The following is a 13,903-nucleotide window of genomic DNA, read 5'->3' on the forward strand; positions in this document are numbered from 1 at the left end:
TTGATTTTGGGCGCCCGGTCTTGGGTGCCCATTTTTGTTTGTGATCCATGCAGATATCGCGGCGTCGCGAAGTCATTTTCTTGCACATCACAGAATCCGTTTGTAACTTAATTTCTCAAAGACAAAGCCAAATTGGAGGAAGACCATGGCCAAAGTAGCACTCGTCACCGGTGGATCGCGTGGCATCGGAGAGGCCATTTCCAAAGCCTTGAAAGCCGAAGGATACGACGTAGCCGCCACCTATGCGGGCAACGATGAAAAGGCCGCCGCCTTCACCGAGGCAACCGGCATCAAGACCTACAAATGGAACGTTGCTGACTATGAGGCCTCAAAGGCCGGCATCGCGCAGGTCGAAGCAGACCTTGGCCCGATTGACGTCGTCGTCGCCAATGCAGGCATCACCCGCGACGCGCCTTTCCACAAGATGAGCCCAGAACAGTGGAAAGAGGTTGTCGATACCAATCTGACTGGCGTCTTTAACACCGTGCACCCTGTCTGGCCCGGCATGCGCGAGCGCAAATTTGGTCGCGTTATCGTCATTTCGTCGATCAACGGGCAAAAGGGCCAGTTCGGTCAAGTGAACTATGCCGCCACTAAGGCGGGTGACTTGGGCATCGTGAAATCGCTGGCCCAAGAAGGTGCCCGCGCTGGCATTACCGCCAACGCCATCTGCCCCGGCTACATCGGCACCGAAATGGTCCGCGCCATCCCAGAGGCGGTATTGAACGAAAAGATCATCCCGCAGATTCCGGCAGGCCGCCTGGGTGAGCCCGAAGAAATCGCGCGTTGCGTGACTTTCCTGGCGTCTGACGACTCCGGCTTTATCAATGGCTCGACCATCTCGGCCAACGGCGCGCAATTCTTCGTATAAGTTGCACCCATACAAAGTTTGGGCCAGTCTTCGGACTGGCCCTTTTTTATTGCGCGAAAGCCTGTCATGCCCCGCACCAAAGCAACTCTGATCGGTCTGACGGCCATTCTGATGTGGTCCTTTCTGGCGCTCTTCACCGTCGGCTCCGCCCCGGTCCCGCCCTTGCTGCTGAATACGTTCTGCTTTGCGATCAGCGGCGGTATCGGGCTGGTTTGGCTGCTCAGCACGGGCCAGCTCAGCCGGCTGCGACGCATCCCGCTATGGGTCTATGGCTTTGGCACCTTGGGGCTGTTCGGCTTTCACATTTTCTATTTCACCGCTCTGCGGCTGGCCCCGGCTGCCGAAGCCGGGTTGATCGCCTATCTCTGGCCTTTGCTTATCGTGCTCTTTTCTGGCCTGTTGCCCGGCGAACACCTGCGGCAGGGCCATATCATTGGGGCCGGGATTGCGGCGCTCGGCGCTGCCTTGATCATCGGCGGCGGCGGGACCAATTTTCAACCGGCGGCGCTGCCGGGATATGGCGCGGCCTTGGCCTGCGCGCTGTTCTGGTCTGGTTATTCCGTCCTCTCGCGCCGTCTTGGCAATATTCCCACCGCCGCGGTGACAGTATTTTGCCTGATGACAGCGGCGCTCTCCTTTCCGCTGCATCTCGCGTTTGAGACGCCGGCCCTGCCTGAAACGCTTTGGGGTTGGGCCTCTGTGGCGCTTCTGGGGCCGGACCGGTGGGGCTTGCGTTTTTTGTCTGGGATATCGGCATGAAACACGGGGATATTCAGCTCTTGGGAACGGCGGCCTATGCCGCCCCGCTGCTGTCCACACTGATCCTTGTGATCAGCGGCATCGCTGCGCCCAGCGGTGCCCTCGTTCTGGCCGCCACCCTGATCAGCGCCGGGGCGCTCTTGGCGGCGCGGGCCGGAAAGTCTGCCGACAAGCCATCAAAAAACCCCGCTTCTTAGTAAGAAACGGGGTGGTTCATCTTGGGCATCGCCCGCTGGGTTAGGCCGAGAGCCGCTCAATCTGTTCTTTGATTTTCAGCTTCATCTTTTTCATCTCGGCGATCGAGATGTCATCGGACCCTGGGGCGCGTTGTTCTTCTTCGACTTTTCGTGAGAGGTTTTCATGTTTCCGTTTCAGTTCTTCCAAATGCGAGCTTACGCTCATGGCAGTCCTCCTCTCATGGTTGGGTTTTACAAAATCAGTGCAGCACAAAAAATGCTTTGTGTCACGCTGCGGTTGCGAAGAAATCAGCCAAAAATTGAGCTGAATTGACCGCGCGCACAGGCGGCAGGCAAATGCACCCAAATTTCCCATATTTTTCAGGCAGAAGCGCAAATATTGCGCTAATCCGGCATCGGCAATGAACCGCCAAACCGCAAAATATTTCTGATTTGGGGGGTATAATCTTCGGCGTCGCTGGCGTGTTCATCCCCCTCATGCATCCGAATTGGCGCATGCAGACGCAGTTTTGCCCGCCCGGAATGCCGCGCGCGCAATATCAACAGCTGCGCATCGCGCCCGTGTCGCGGCTGCAAGGGCTGCACCTGAATGGACCCCATGGCGCTTGGCAGGGCAATCAGCAGATCGGCCAAACGTTCGGCCCGGTGAATAAAGGTCAGAAACCCTTTGGGCGCGACACGTTTGGCCGCCACCTGCAGCCAAACGGACAGCGGCGTGGCCTCTCCCATTGCGGTTTCGCGGCCGCTATCGGTTGCGGCAAATCCCGCGGCGCGATCAAAATAGGGCGGGTTGGCAATCACGTGATCAAAAGTGCGCTGCTTCAGCGCCGCCGGCATCGCCGCAAGATCGCCCGTCACAACCTCAAATTCTGCGCCATTGCGCCGCCCATTCGCGCGGGCCAATGCCGCGTATTCCGGTTGCAATTCCAGCCCGGTCAGCGATAGCCCGCCCACCCGCGCCTCAAGGCAGAGGGCGGCGGTTCCGACGCCTGTGCCCAGCTCCAAGACGGTTTGGCCAGGCACCGCTGGCACCGATGCCGCCAAAAGCACAGGATCAACCCCCGCCCGATATCCAACCGCTGGCTGGGTGATCTTGACACGCCCGCCGAGATAATCGTTTTCAGTGGTCTGCGTCACGGGCGCCCCAAGGGGATGTCATTGTCGCGCATCACAATTTCCGCCGCTGCAAGATGGTCTGAATGCACAAGGATGCGGCGCGGAAAAATCCCGATCCCACCTTCCAAAACGCTCATATTTACGTCCATTTCAAAGCAGTCTATACCCTCCCCTTGAAGGAGAGCCATCGCGAAGGCGACAATGGTCGGGTCCGTGGTGCGCAGAAGTTCTTTCATATTAGGGATCTAAGGGCATGGGTCGGCGAATGTCGAGCCTTGTGACGGGAGTGTGATGGGTCTGGACCACGCTGCAACAAAGCCGCACGAGGCGCTGAGCGCGCTTTTGCAAAACGAACTTCAAGCGGTGAACGCATTGATCACAGAGCGCATGGCAAGCAAACATGCGCCAAGGATTCCGGAAGTCACGGCGCATCTGGTGGGCGCGGGGGGCAAACGGTTGCGCCCGATGCTGACTCTGGCCGCTGCCAAGCTCTGCGGCTATGACGGCCCGTATCATCTGCATCTGGCCGCCACCGTTGAATTCATCCACACAGCGACGCTGTTGCATGACGATGTGGTTGACGAAAGCGCGCAGCGCCGAGGGCGCCCCACCGCCAACCTGCTTTGGGACAATAAAAGTTCCGTGTTGGTCGGCGATTATCTCTTTTCGCGCTCGTTCCAATTGATGGTGGAAACCGGCAGCCTGCGGGTGCTGGATATTCTGGCCAACGCATCGGCCACGATCGCGGAAGGCGAGGTTTTGCAACTGACCGCCGCGCAGGATCTGCGCACGGACGAATCGATTTACCTTCAGGTCGTGCGCGGCAAGACCGCAGCGCTTTTCTCGGCGGCCACAGAAGTCGGCGGCGTGATCGCGGGTGCGGACGAGACGTTGGTAAAGGCCTTGTTTGACTATGGCGATGCGTTGGGGATCTCGTTCCAGATTGTGGATGATTTGCTTGATTACCAAGGTGATAGCAAAGCGACCGGAAAGAACGTCGGAGATGATTTTCGGGAGCGCAAGCTGACGCTGCCCGTGATCAAGGCGGTGGCCAAGGCGAATGCGGATGAACGCGCCTTTTGGCAGCGCACCATTGAAAAGGGCAAACAGGTCGATGGTGATCTGGAACATGCGCTGACACTTCTCAACACGCACGGCACATTGGCCGAAACCCGGCAGGATGCGCTGGCCTGGGCCGAAAAGGCCAAGACCGCCCTCGCCCCGCTGCCCGAGCATGAGATAAAGTCGCTGCTGATTGACCTGGCAGACTACGTTGTGGCGCGGGTCAGCTGAGAGCGAAGCATAGGTTGGACAGAAAAGGGCACCCTCGGGTGCCCTTTTTTTGGCTTACACACTGCCGCCTGTGGTGCCTGCGGCCACCCACCAGCCAGGGTGCTGCGCCCGGTGGGTTTGCGCGGCCTCTTCGGCGGCCTGCGCGCTTGGATAGATCCCAAAACATGTGGCGCCGCTGCCGGACATGCGCGCCAGCTGGCACTCTGAATGGGCGCGCAGCGCGGCAAGGCAGGCGGCAATCGGCGCTGCGGTGGCAATGGCGGGTGCTTCCAGATCATTGCGTTGCTGCGCAAGCCAGCTCACAAACTCCGCAGCCCCAGCCCAAGCGGGAAGCTGCGCCGCCATGGCCGGGTTGTCCGGCTGCGCCAGCGCTTTGAAGACCTGCGGTGTTGGCACGTGAATGCGCGGATTGATCAACACGATATGCAGCGGAGGGACCTGCAGAAGATCACTTAGCACGTCGCCAATGCCGGACATGCGTTGCGGCGCGGGCTGCATGCAGACCGGCAGGTCCGCGCCCAGCGGCAAGACCTCTGTGCGCCCCGGCACCGGCAGACCCCAGAGTTCGGCCAGCGCCCGCAGGCTGGCCGCTGCATCCGAGGACCCGCCCCCAATGCCCGAAGCAGCAGGCAGAAATTTGTTCAATGTCAGCGTCGCCCCGAGAGGCGCGCCTGCGCGCAGCAATTCGGCGGCCCTCAGCACAAGGTTGCTGCTGTCCTGCGGCACACCAGCTGCGCAAGGCCCGGTGACGGACAAGCTTAGATCTTTGGCGGGGGTTGCAGTGATCTCATCCCCGATGTCGGCAAAAACCACCAATGAATCCAACATGTGATAGCCATCCGAACGACGGCCAGTCACGTGAAGGGTAAGGTTGATTTTCGCCGGGGCAAACGCGCGAACGTCAGCCACCATCGGCAACCTGGATCGGGTCTGCGCCCTCTTCGGCCAAGACAGCATCCAAACCTTTTTCGAGCTTGGCGCGAATGCGATCTGGCTTGGCTTCTTCGGCGGTGTCGTCATCCACGAATGACAGCGCACGACGCCACTGGAACTCGGCTTCGGTCTTACGGCCCACCGACCAATAGACATCCCCAAGATGATCATTGACCACGGGATCCACCGGCATCAGCTCGGTCGCGCGTTCCATATGCGACACCGCTTCCTCAAAGCGGCCCAGGCGATAGAGCACCCAACCCAGGCTGTCGACGATATAGCCGCTGTCCGGGCGTGCCGCGACCGCGCGCTCGATCATCGAGAGCGCCTCATCAAGTTTGATCTGCTTTTCAACCAGCGAATACCCAAGGTAATTCAGAACCTGCGGCTGATCGGGGTTGAGCTCAAGCGCTTGACGAAAATCCGCCTCGGCCGCGTCCCAATTGTCCAGCCGCTCATGCGAAATGCCGCGCGCATAGTAGGAAAACCATTGGCTATCGTCGCCGCCCTCGGCGAGATCTAGCGCCTGATCATAAGCGGCCACCGCCCCAGCGAAATCTTTCTGCTGCCGCAGGATATCCCCCAATGAGGTATGCACAATCGGCAGGTCGCCATGGGTGCGGGTCAGTTGCTCCAGCACCTCGATGGCGGCCTCTTCGCGGCCACTGTGGCGCAGCGCATCTGCCCGCCCCAGCTCTGCAGCATGGAAGGACACATGATCGGCCGGAACACGTTTGTAAGCCTCGTTTGCGAGATCAAATTGCTCAACATCCTCAAGCAGTTCCGCCGAAAGCAACAAAGCGTCGACATGCTCAGGCCAAAGGTATTCAGCGATGCGGGAATAAAGAATGGTGTAATCCGGCGAGGCTTCGCGTTTTAGGGCGCTGGCCAAGCTGAAAAACACCTCAGCAATGCCTTCGCGCGCGCCACCGACATGGGTGACTGGCAAGGTTTGCCCATCCTCAAGCGTGGTGCGCATCTGCCGCAGCTGCGGATCCAGATCACCACCAAAGAGCGCGTCGATCACCGCCAGGGCATCTTCGTTGCGCTCAAGCTGGCTGAGCACTTCGATATGCGCAAGCGCGCCGCGGCGGCTCATTTGGACGGCGCTGCCATTTTCACCGCCATAGATGGCTTCGGCACTTTCAAAATCACCCACCGAGGCCAAAGCCAGCGCCTTGTGATACAGCGCAAAACCCGACAGGCCGCGTTCTTCGCCGACGGTATCAAAGGCTTGAAGCGCCTCTGACATCTTGCCTTGGCCTAATTTCGCCCATGCAAGAACCAGCCCATCAACAAGCGGGCCAACACCTTGTTCCGCCTCAATGCGGCGCACAAGGTCATCATAGTGCCCACGCGCGATCAGGTCGGAGAACAGCACCATGTTGCCGATCTGGCTGTTGTGCCCGTCCGCATCCAGCCGTTGCGCCACAGGGATTGCCTTTGCCATCTTGCCCAGCGGCAAATCTGCGAGGATCAGGCTTTCCATCAGGAAATCATCGGCAGGGTTGGTCGCCAGCAAGCGGGTGTAATATTGCGATGCAGTGACAAAATCGCTGCCATAGGTTGCCGAGCGCGCGGCCAGGTAAGAACCGGCTTCCGTGTCTGCCACGGCGCTCAGCGCAGTTGTGCTCAGCAGCCCGGCAAGGGCAAACATGCGAAGGAAAGATCTGGTCACGGGGGCGGCTCCTGTCCATTGAGCGTAACAGTGGGTCGTCACAGCAATTCTTTTCTAGACCCTAGACGGCCAATTTCTGAGAGGCAATGGGCCGCGGGCATTGGCGCATTTGATTGCACGCAATCAGGCCATCGCAGAATGACATTTGCGCGAGTTTCCGCGCGCGCATACTCAAAAACCCGCTCACGTGATCGTGAGCGGGCAAATATCAGGCGAAGCTGAACTGAGATTTACATGTTGGGGTAGTTTGGCCCGTCCCCGCCCTGTGGCGTGACCCAATTGATGTTCTGGGCCGGGTCTTTGATGTCACAGGTCTTGCAATGCACGCAGTTCTGAAAGTTGATGACAAACTCCGGCTTGCCGTCCTTTTCCACCACTTCATAGACACCCGCCGGGCAATAGCGTTGCGCCGGTTCGTCATACATCGGCAGATTGTCTGTGATCGGCACCAACGGATCCTCCAGACGCAGGTGGCAGGGCTGGCTTTCCTCATGGTTGGTCATGGCAAAGCTGACATTGGTCAGGCGATCAAAGGACAGGGTGCCGTCCGGCTTGGGGTAGTCAATCGGCTGATGCGCCGAGGCCGGTTCGGTGGCTTGGGCATCGGTCTTGCCGTGTTTGATGGTGCCTAACAGCGACACCCCAAAGAGCGAATTGGTCCACATGTCAAAACCGCCGAGCGCAAGGGACGCCACCATGCCGTATTTCGACCACAGCGGTTTGACATTGCGCACCTTTTTCAGGTCTTTGCCGATGGCACCTTTGCGCACCTCAACTTCGTAATCGTGCAGCTCATCGCCGGACCGGCCGTCTTTGATGGCGGCATGGGCCGCCTCTGCCGCGGCCATGCCCGAGAGCATGGCATTGTGGTTGCCCTTGATGCGCGGCACGTTAACCATGCCGACCGAACAGCCCAGCAGCGCCACACCGGAAGCGACCATTTTCGGCATGGACTGATAGCCGCCTTCGGAAATCGCGCGCGCGCCATAGGCCACGCGCTTGCCGCCTTTCAGCAGGTCAGCCACCATCGGGTGATGCTTGAAACGCTGGAATTCCATGTAAGGGAAGAGATGCGGGTTCTTGTAGTTCAGGTGCACCACAAACCCGACGTAAACTTGGTTGTTGTCGAGGTGATAGATGAACGAACCGCCACCTGCGTTGCTGCCCAGCGGCCAGCCCATGGTGTGGGTGACGCGGCCCTCTTTGTGTTTGGCAGGGTCGATTTCCCAAATTTCTTTCATGCCGAGGCCGAATTTCTGCGGCTCTTTGCCATCCGACAGGCCGTACTTCTCGATCACTTCTTTGGCCAGAGACCCGCGCACACCCTCAGAGAGGAAGACATATTTGCCATGCAGCTCCATGCCCGGTTCGGTGTTCGGCCCATAAGTGCCATCGGCCTCAAGACCAAAGACCCCGGCAACCACACCTTTGACTTCGCCATTGTCACCATAAACCAGCTCTGAACAGGCCATGCCGGGGAAAATTTCAACCCCCAGCGCTTCGGCCTGTTCGGCCATCCAGCGGCAGACATTGCCCATCGACACAATGTAATTGCCATGGTTGCTCATCAATGGCGGCATCGGGAAATTCGGGATGCGGATTTTGCCCGCCTCGCCCAATGCGAAAAATTGATCTTCTTTGACCGGCACATTAAGCGGCGCGCCTTTTTCTTTCCAATCAGGGATCAGCGCGTCCAGACCAGATGGGTCAAGCACCGCTCCAGACAGAATATGCGCCCCAACCTCAGAGCCTTTTTCCAGCACAACAACATCCAGATCAGCATCAAGCTGTTTCAGCCGGATCGCCGCAGACAGACCCGCAGGGCCTGCACCAACGATGACAACATCATATTCCATGGTTTCGCGTTCGATCTGGGCCATCTGGGCGTCCTTCCTCCGGGTGGCTGGGCAGCATTAGTGTTCCGCGATTGCTATCCATAACCGGCACTGTGGGTCAATCGGAACGCGACGCAAAATCGGGCTGAAACGCCACGTTAGCCCATATTTCTCAAAAATTGCGCATCTGGCGGCGCACGCGGCTGGCATTCGGCCGGGGCAAGAGGTTGATTCACCCCATGAATTGCGCGCGAAACCTCGCTGCCTACCAAGCTTTTCCTTGCATTCACATTCCGCTTTGGGTCAGGTAATTCAATCGCCGAACCACGGGGCATGCGGTGCCTCAAGAACCAAAAAGATTCTGAGGAACGAGAAATGGACAAAATCCCGATGACACGCACCGGGGCCAAGGTGCTGGAAGCCGAGCTCAAGACTTTGAAAGTCCAAGAGCGCCCAGCCATTATCCAGGCGATTGCCGAAGCCCGCGAATTGGGCGACCTGAAGGAAAACGCCGAATACCATTCGGCCCGCGAAAAGCAGGGGTTCATCGAAGGGCGCATCAAAGAGCTTGAGGGCATTCTATCGCTGGCCGATGTCATTGACCCGGCCTCTCTGTCTGGCGCAATCAAATTTGGCGCGACCGTCACGGTGGCGGATGAGGACACAGACGAAGAAAAGACCTGGCAGATTGTCGGCGAATACGAAGCCAACGTCGAAAAGGGTCTGCTTAATATCAAATCGCCCATCGCCCGCGCCCTGATCGGCAAGGAAGAGGGCGACAGCGTGGATGTTCGCACCCCCGGTGGCGTGAAATCCTACGAAGTTGTAGAAATCGAGTACAAGTAACGGTTCATTGAGTGCTGCATGGTTGATGAGAGCGACAGTAAACCAACCACGATCGGGTTGTACGAGCGTCCCCGCCCGCAGGAGGTGACAGGGATCGAGATTATCGCGGTGCTGCTGAGCCTGTTGTGGCTCCTCGGCACCGTAGTTTTCTTTCTCGTGCTCGAACCTGCGGACACGCAGGCAAATTCCTTGCAGTTTCTGATGACCATGCTGGCCATCTTCCTGCCCGTCGCCCTGATCTGGGTCGCGGCCATGGCCGCGCGCTCCAGCCGGACCATGCGCGAAGAGGGCCATCGACTGAGCGCCGCGGTAGATGCGCTGCGCCACAGCTATATGGCGCAGACCACGCAAGGTCACCCCAGCGGCATGGAGCCAAGCATCGCCAAGAAGCTTGATGAAATTGCAGCTGCTCAGCGCAAGACCGAAACCGCGATTGCGATGTTCTCAACCACTCGCGAAACCCAAGCGGCGCGGCCAAGTGTGCCGCAGCCTGCGAATGAGGCAGAGGCCGAAGACCAGGGCCTTCTGGCGCTTGGCACCCCGGCCGAGGCGCTGGAGCCGCCACTCAGCAATGCCGATTTCATCCGGGCCATGCACTTTCCGGAAACCGCAGAAGATCAAGAAGGTTTCAACGCGCTGCGCAAAGCGCTGAAGGATCGTCAGGCCAGCCAGCTGGTGCAGGCGGCGCAAGATGCGCTGACACTGCTCAGTCAGGACGGCATCTATATGGATGACCTGCGCCCTGATCTGGCGCGCCCGGAAATCTGGCGGCAGTTTGCCAATGGGCTGCGGGGGCGCGAGATTGCCGCGCTTGGCGGGGTGCGCGACCGCTCATCGCTGGCTCTGGCCGCGGGCCGCATGAAGCAAGACCCGATTTTCCGCGACGCCGCGCATCATTTCCTCCGCCGGTTTGACAAATCCTTTGTCGAATTTGAGAAAACGGCCAGCGATGCTGAAATCACCGCGCTGTCAGAAACCCGCACCGCGCGAGCCTTCATGCTCTTGGGGCGTGTCGCCGGAATATTTGACTAAATCTGCAACCCGAAATCGCGATAGGATATGTAGTACACGGGAGTGCCTGCTGTAATCTCCATCGCCTCTTCTGGCAGGTACACCAGACCTTCCGCCCAGCTTAGGCCGGACACACGCCCTGACCCTTCAGAGGGGAATACCTCGACCTTGCCATCCCGCACACGGGCGCGCAAAAATTCGCTGCGCCCGGCTTTCTTACGCTTCTCAAAGGCGGCTGGCAGCCTTTGCCCTTCGGGCCAGCGCCACCCCTGCCCGGCCATCTGCGCCAGCGCGGGGGCGGCAAAAACCAGCGCGCAGACCATGGCGGCGACCGGGTTGCCCGGCAGGCCAAAGACGGCGGTACCTTTCCAGACACCCAGTGCCAATGGACGCCCCGGCTTCATCGCGATGCGCCACAGCGTCAGCGCACCGCTGTCTTGCAGCAGCGCTGACACATGATCTTCATCCCCCGCAGAGGCCCCGCCGGAGGTCAGGATGACATCTGCCTTGGTGGCGGCATCATCAAAGAGCGCTTCCAATCGCGCGCGATCGTCCGGGGCCGTGCCCAGATCGACAGGCTCGTACCCAAGCGCAGCAATCAACCCCAAGAGCATCGGGCGGTTGGCGTCAAATATCTGGTCTTCCCGCGCAGCTTGACCAGCCTCGACCAGCTCATCGCCGGTAGACAGCACCCCAACGCGCAATCGCCGATACACCTGCACCTGCCCATGCCCCGTCGCTGCCAGTAGCGCCAGATCAGCAGGGGTCAGCCGCCGCCCTTTGGACAGGATCAGCGCGCCCGCCTCGCAGTCTTCGCCCGCGCGACGCAGATTGGCGCCGATCTTCACTGGCCCATGAAAGGCAATTTCGCCGCTGCCCAGCGTGACGTCCTCTTGCAAGATCACGGTATCCACCCCGCCTGGGACCGCAGCGCCAGTGAGGATGCGCAGGGCTTGGCCGCCCGGAACCTCGCCAACATATGGCGCGCCCGCAGCGCTGCGCCCCTCTGCCAAGGGTAAGCGATGCACGCCCTCGCCCAAATCGGCGCCGCGCACGGCATAGCCATCGACGGCGCTGTTGGCGGTTGGCGGATTGGCACGTTGCGCATGAACATCGCAGGCCAAGACCCGGCCAAGCGCCCCACTCAGCGGCAAAACCTCCTGCCCGGTGATGGCGCGCAACCGCGTTTGCAGCAGCGCCTGCGCTTCGCCAACCGGGGTCCAATGCGCGCCAGGCGGCAAGGCAAAGCAGTCGTTCTTGAGCGGCGGTGGCGTGAGGATTGGCTGGCTCATCGCGCCCCCTGAATGCCAAGGCGATCTGTGATGAACGCAGCGATGCCTGCGGTGTCATCTAGGGAAAACTGCGGCAGGGCCGATGCCTGTGGTTGATCGCACGCCAGCGCGCAGATCGTATCATTCTGCGGGTAGAGCGGCGGCTGCCCGGTCTCTGCCCGTAGGCATTCAATTTTCAAATGGGGTGCAGATTTGTAGCCCTCGACCAAGACCAGATCCACCGGCGCGAGCCGCGCTATCAGCGCCTCCAGAGTGGGCGGGGTAGCGCGCGCCTCCCGCATCAGCACCATGCGGCTGTCAGAAGCCAAGATCACCTCGGCTGCCCCGGCGGCGCGATGGCGAAAACTATCGGTGCCCGGCTGATCAATATCCACAGCGTGATGCGTGTGTTTGATGGTCGAAACGCGCAGCCCCGCTGCCGTGAAATAGGCAACCAATCGCTCTGTCAGCCCAGTTTTGCCGCTGTTTTTCCAGCCGGTGATGCCAAATACTTTCATGCCGAGCCTGCCGCCCGTTTTTGCGCCTCCGCCAGATCCTGCGGCGTGTTCACGTTAAAAAAAGGAACCTCAGCGCCATCAAATTCCACGTATCGGGCATTGTGGCGATCGGTCCAAAGGACCACTTTGCGCAGGCCATCGCTCAACGCGGCGCGCAGATCTTCGCGCAGCGCAACAGGCCAGAGCCCAAAGGTCGGCTGCCGCCAGAGCCTGCCCTTGTTATCCCGACTGCACGCGATTGCCAGCGGCACAGGCATATCGGCCACCGCCATGCGCAGGGTGTCGGCAAGGTCGCGCGGAAAAAATGGGGTGTCTGCCGCAGCAGTGATGATGGCGTCCGCGCCCTGCGCGGCGGCCCAATCGAGCCCGGCCAGCACGCCAGCCAACGGGCCGGGAAAATCAACAACGCTATCGGCGATGACCGGCAGGTCCAGATCGGCAAATCGCGCCGGATCACCATTGGCATTCAGCGCCAGCAGATCGACCTGCGGGGAAAGCCGCGCAATCACCTCCTGCAACAGACTGCCCGTGCCCAGTGGTAAGCGCCCCTTGTCGCCGCCGCCCATGCGCCGCGCCTGCCCGCCTGCCAAGATGACACCGGCGCAGATCATGACGCCTGGCCCTTGCGCGCGTGTTTCGAGGGTTCTGCCGGCACAGTGTCCGGGTCTTGATCACGCACCAGCCGGTTTTCCCCCGCCAGACAGGCAAAGCGCTTGCCCTTCAGGCGCCCAATCAGCGTCAGCCCAACCTGCCGGGCGATATCTACCCCCCAGGCGGTGAAACCAGAGCGGCTGACCAGGACCGGGATTCCCATCGTGGCGCATTTGATCACCATTTCCGAGGTCAGCCGCCCGGTTGTATACAGGGTCTTGTCGCCGCCGCTTTCGCCATGGCGCAGCATCCAACCGGCGATTTTGTCCACCGCGTTGTGGCGCCCGACATCTTCCATATAGACCAGCGGATCACTGCCCTGACACAGCACCGTGCCATGGATTGCGCCCGCCTCAAGGTAAAGGGACGGCGTGCGGTTGATCTTGCCAGAAAGCGCATAAAGGTCTGATGTCTTAACCGTGCTCTGCGGCAGGCGCACAGCGGCCAGCCCCTCCATCATATCGCCAAATACCGTCCCCACCGCGCAGCCGCTGGTGCGGGTTTTGCGGGCGAGTTTATCCTCAAAGTCCGTTTCCGTGGCGGTGCGCACCACAACAGTTTCAAGCTCTTCATCGTAATCGACTGCGGTCACTTCATCATCCGCGCGCAGCATGCCCTGATTGCTGAGAAACCCCAGCGCCAGATACTCCGGGTAATCGCGCGTGGTCATCGCGGTTACGATCTCGCGGCGGTTCAGGAAAATGGTCAGCGGGCGTTCTTCGATCACCGACAGCGCTGCGGGCTGTCCGGTGTGATCGGTCCCCACGATCTGCCGCGTGAGCCCATCGGCCTGCGGCGCAGGCGCAATGCGGTAAGGAATATCATGCAGCTTTGCCATCGCGGACCTTTTGCCAGAATATCACAGCCCAGCCACAGTGAGCCTAACGCAAGCGGCATGCAAGTCTTTGAAGAAATACGACAGAT

14 protein-coding genes and 1 pseudogene are annotated in these 13,903 nt (G+C 60.1%); 5 read left to right on the forward strand and 10 right to left on the reverse strand.

Features of this window, described 5'->3' with window-relative positions:
- Window positions 1-145 precede the first annotated feature (145 nt).
- Complete coding sequence (gene phbB, locus N6L24_RS12325) at window positions 146-871, forward strand: acetoacetyl-CoA reductase (protein WP_271844988.1); 726 nt, start codon at window positions 146-148, stop codon at window positions 869-871.
- Between the two features lie 66 nt (window positions 872-937).
- Window positions 938-1,827 (forward strand): annotated as a pseudogene (gene yddG / locus N6L24_RS12330) (aromatic amino acid exporter YddG).
- Between the two features lie 40 nt (window positions 1,828-1,867).
- Here yddG and N6L24_RS12335 read toward each other — a convergent pair.
- The 3 genes from N6L24_RS12335 to N6L24_RS12345 form a co-directional block, all read right to left on the reverse strand.
- Window positions 1,868-2,032: a YdcH family protein gene (locus tag N6L24_RS12335; RefSeq protein WP_271844989.1), complete on the reverse strand. Its 165-nt coding sequence runs from the start codon at window positions 2,030-2,032 to the stop codon at window positions 1,868-1,870.
- Between the two features lie 179 nt (window positions 2,033-2,211).
- Window positions 2,212-2,964, reverse strand: coding sequence for a tRNA1(Val) (adenine(37)-N6)-methyltransferase (locus N6L24_RS12340; protein ID WP_271844990.1), 753 nt, complete (start codon window positions 2,962-2,964; stop codon window positions 2,212-2,214).
- Window positions 2,961-3,179 carry a putative signal transducing protein gene (locus tag N6L24_RS12345; RefSeq protein ID WP_271844991.1) on the reverse strand — a complete coding sequence of 73 codons (219 nt, stop codon included), beginning with the start codon at window positions 3,177-3,179 and terminating at the stop codon, window positions 2,961-2,963. The genes N6L24_RS12340 and N6L24_RS12345 overlap by 4 nt, the downstream gene beginning before the upstream one ends.
- 55 nt (window positions 3,180-3,234) lie before the next feature.
- Here N6L24_RS12345 and N6L24_RS12350 point away from each other — a divergent pair, with 55 nt between their 5' ends.
- Window positions 3,235-4,236 carry a polyprenyl synthetase family protein gene (locus tag N6L24_RS12350; RefSeq protein ID WP_271844992.1) on the forward strand — a complete coding sequence of 334 codons (1,002 nt, stop codon included), beginning with the start codon at window positions 3,235-3,237 and terminating at the stop codon, window positions 4,234-4,236.
- Between the two features lie 54 nt (window positions 4,237-4,290).
- Here N6L24_RS12350 and N6L24_RS12355 read toward each other — a convergent pair whose 3' ends face one another.
- The 3 genes from N6L24_RS12355 to N6L24_RS12365 form a co-directional block, all read right to left on the reverse strand.
- Window positions 4,291-5,145 (reverse strand): 4-(cytidine 5'-diphospho)-2-C-methyl-D-erythritol kinase, encoded by an 855-nt coding sequence (locus tag N6L24_RS12355; protein ID WP_442872602.1) that lies wholly within the window; start codon window positions 5,143-5,145, stop codon window positions 4,291-4,293.
- Complete coding sequence (locus tag N6L24_RS12360) at window positions 5,138-6,826, reverse strand: tetratricopeptide repeat protein (RefSeq protein ID WP_271845202.1); 1,689 nt, start codon at window positions 6,824-6,826, stop codon at window positions 5,138-5,140. The genes N6L24_RS12355 and N6L24_RS12360 overlap by 8 nt, the downstream gene beginning before the upstream one ends.
- Before the next feature lie 251 nt (window positions 6,827-7,077).
- Entirely contained in the window at window positions 7,078-8,727 is a 1,650-nt protein-coding gene (locus tag N6L24_RS12365) for an electron transfer flavoprotein-ubiquinone oxidoreductase (protein ID WP_271844994.1), read from the reverse strand.
- A 330-nt stretch (window positions 8,728-9,057) separates the two neighbouring features.
- On the opposite strand from N6L24_RS12365, the gene greA reads away from it, so the two are divergent.
- Both greA and N6L24_RS12375 read left to right on the forward strand, forming a co-directional pair.
- Complete coding sequence (gene greA, locus N6L24_RS12370) at window positions 9,058-9,528, forward strand: transcription elongation factor GreA (protein ID WP_271844995.1); 471 nt, start codon at window positions 9,058-9,060, stop codon at window positions 9,526-9,528.
- 18 nt (window positions 9,529-9,546) lie between these two features.
- On the forward strand, window positions 9,547-10,560 hold the full coding sequence (locus tag N6L24_RS12375) for a hypothetical protein (RefSeq protein ID WP_271844996.1): 1,014 nt from the start codon (window positions 9,547-9,549) through the stop codon (window positions 10,558-10,560).
- On the opposite strand, the gene N6L24_RS12380 is transcribed toward N6L24_RS12375, so the two are convergent.
- From N6L24_RS12380 to N6L24_RS12395, 4 genes are read right to left on the reverse strand one after another with little or no spacing between them, the layout of a single operon-like run.
- Window positions 10,557-11,831: a molybdopterin-binding protein gene (locus N6L24_RS12380; protein ID WP_271844997.1), complete on the reverse strand. Its 1,275-nt coding sequence runs from the start codon at window positions 11,829-11,831 to the stop codon at window positions 10,557-10,559. The genes N6L24_RS12375 and N6L24_RS12380 overlap by 4 nt on opposite strands.
- Window positions 11,828-12,328 (reverse strand): molybdopterin-guanine dinucleotide biosynthesis protein B, encoded by a 501-nt coding sequence (gene mobB / locus N6L24_RS12385; RefSeq protein WP_271844998.1) that lies wholly within the window; start codon window positions 12,326-12,328, stop codon window positions 11,828-11,830. Before mobB ends, N6L24_RS12380 begins: the two co-directional genes overlap by 4 nt.
- Window positions 12,325-12,939 (reverse strand): molybdenum cofactor guanylyltransferase MobA, encoded by a 615-nt coding sequence (gene mobA / locus N6L24_RS12390; protein WP_271844999.1) that lies wholly within the window; start codon window positions 12,937-12,939, stop codon window positions 12,325-12,327. The genes mobB and mobA overlap by 4 nt, the downstream gene beginning before the upstream one ends.
- The gene (locus N6L24_RS12395) at window positions 12,936-13,817 is read right to left on the reverse strand and encodes a formate dehydrogenase accessory sulfurtransferase FdhD (RefSeq protein ID WP_271845000.1); all 882 of its coding nucleotides are present in this window, start codon (window positions 13,815-13,817) and stop codon (window positions 12,936-12,938) included. The genes mobA and N6L24_RS12395 overlap by 4 nt, the downstream gene beginning before the upstream one ends.
- Between the last annotated feature and the right edge of the window lie 86 nt (window positions 13,818-13,903).

Source organism: Cognatishimia sp. SS12 (genome assembly GCF_028369055.1).
In the GTDB taxonomy this organism is placed as follows: domain Bacteria; phylum Pseudomonadota; class Alphaproteobacteria; order Rhodobacterales; family Rhodobacteraceae; genus Cognatishimia.